The following is a 211-nucleotide window of genomic DNA, read 5'->3' on the forward strand; positions in this document are numbered from 1 at the left end:
ACTTCCGGTTCTTTGTCCGGCAGGTTTTGATAGTTGGCCTTATAACCTTCCGTTAAATGGGCTAAAGATGCTTTCATAAATACCACCGTTCCCCAGGCGCGCCCTGGCGATTCAGGTCTCATATGGCCGTTCACATACTCGCCACTGGATTTATGCTTGCCTGGTCTGTAGAGATAATACGTGTCATCAAAGTATTGATAATCTATACCCG

The 211-nt window shown here is 46.4% G+C and carries 1 pseudogene; it reads right to left on the bottom strand.

The window, feature by feature from the left end:
* A pseudogene (locus tag OGV80_RS00265) lies at nucleotides 1-211 on the bottom strand (T6SS immunity protein Tli3 family protein); the annotation flags it as partial.

It is taken from the genome of Citrobacter sp. Ce119, from assembly GCF_030334525.1.
Taxonomy (GTDB): Bacteria; Pseudomonadota; Gammaproteobacteria; order Enterobacterales; family Enterobacteriaceae; genus Citrobacter; species Citrobacter europaeus.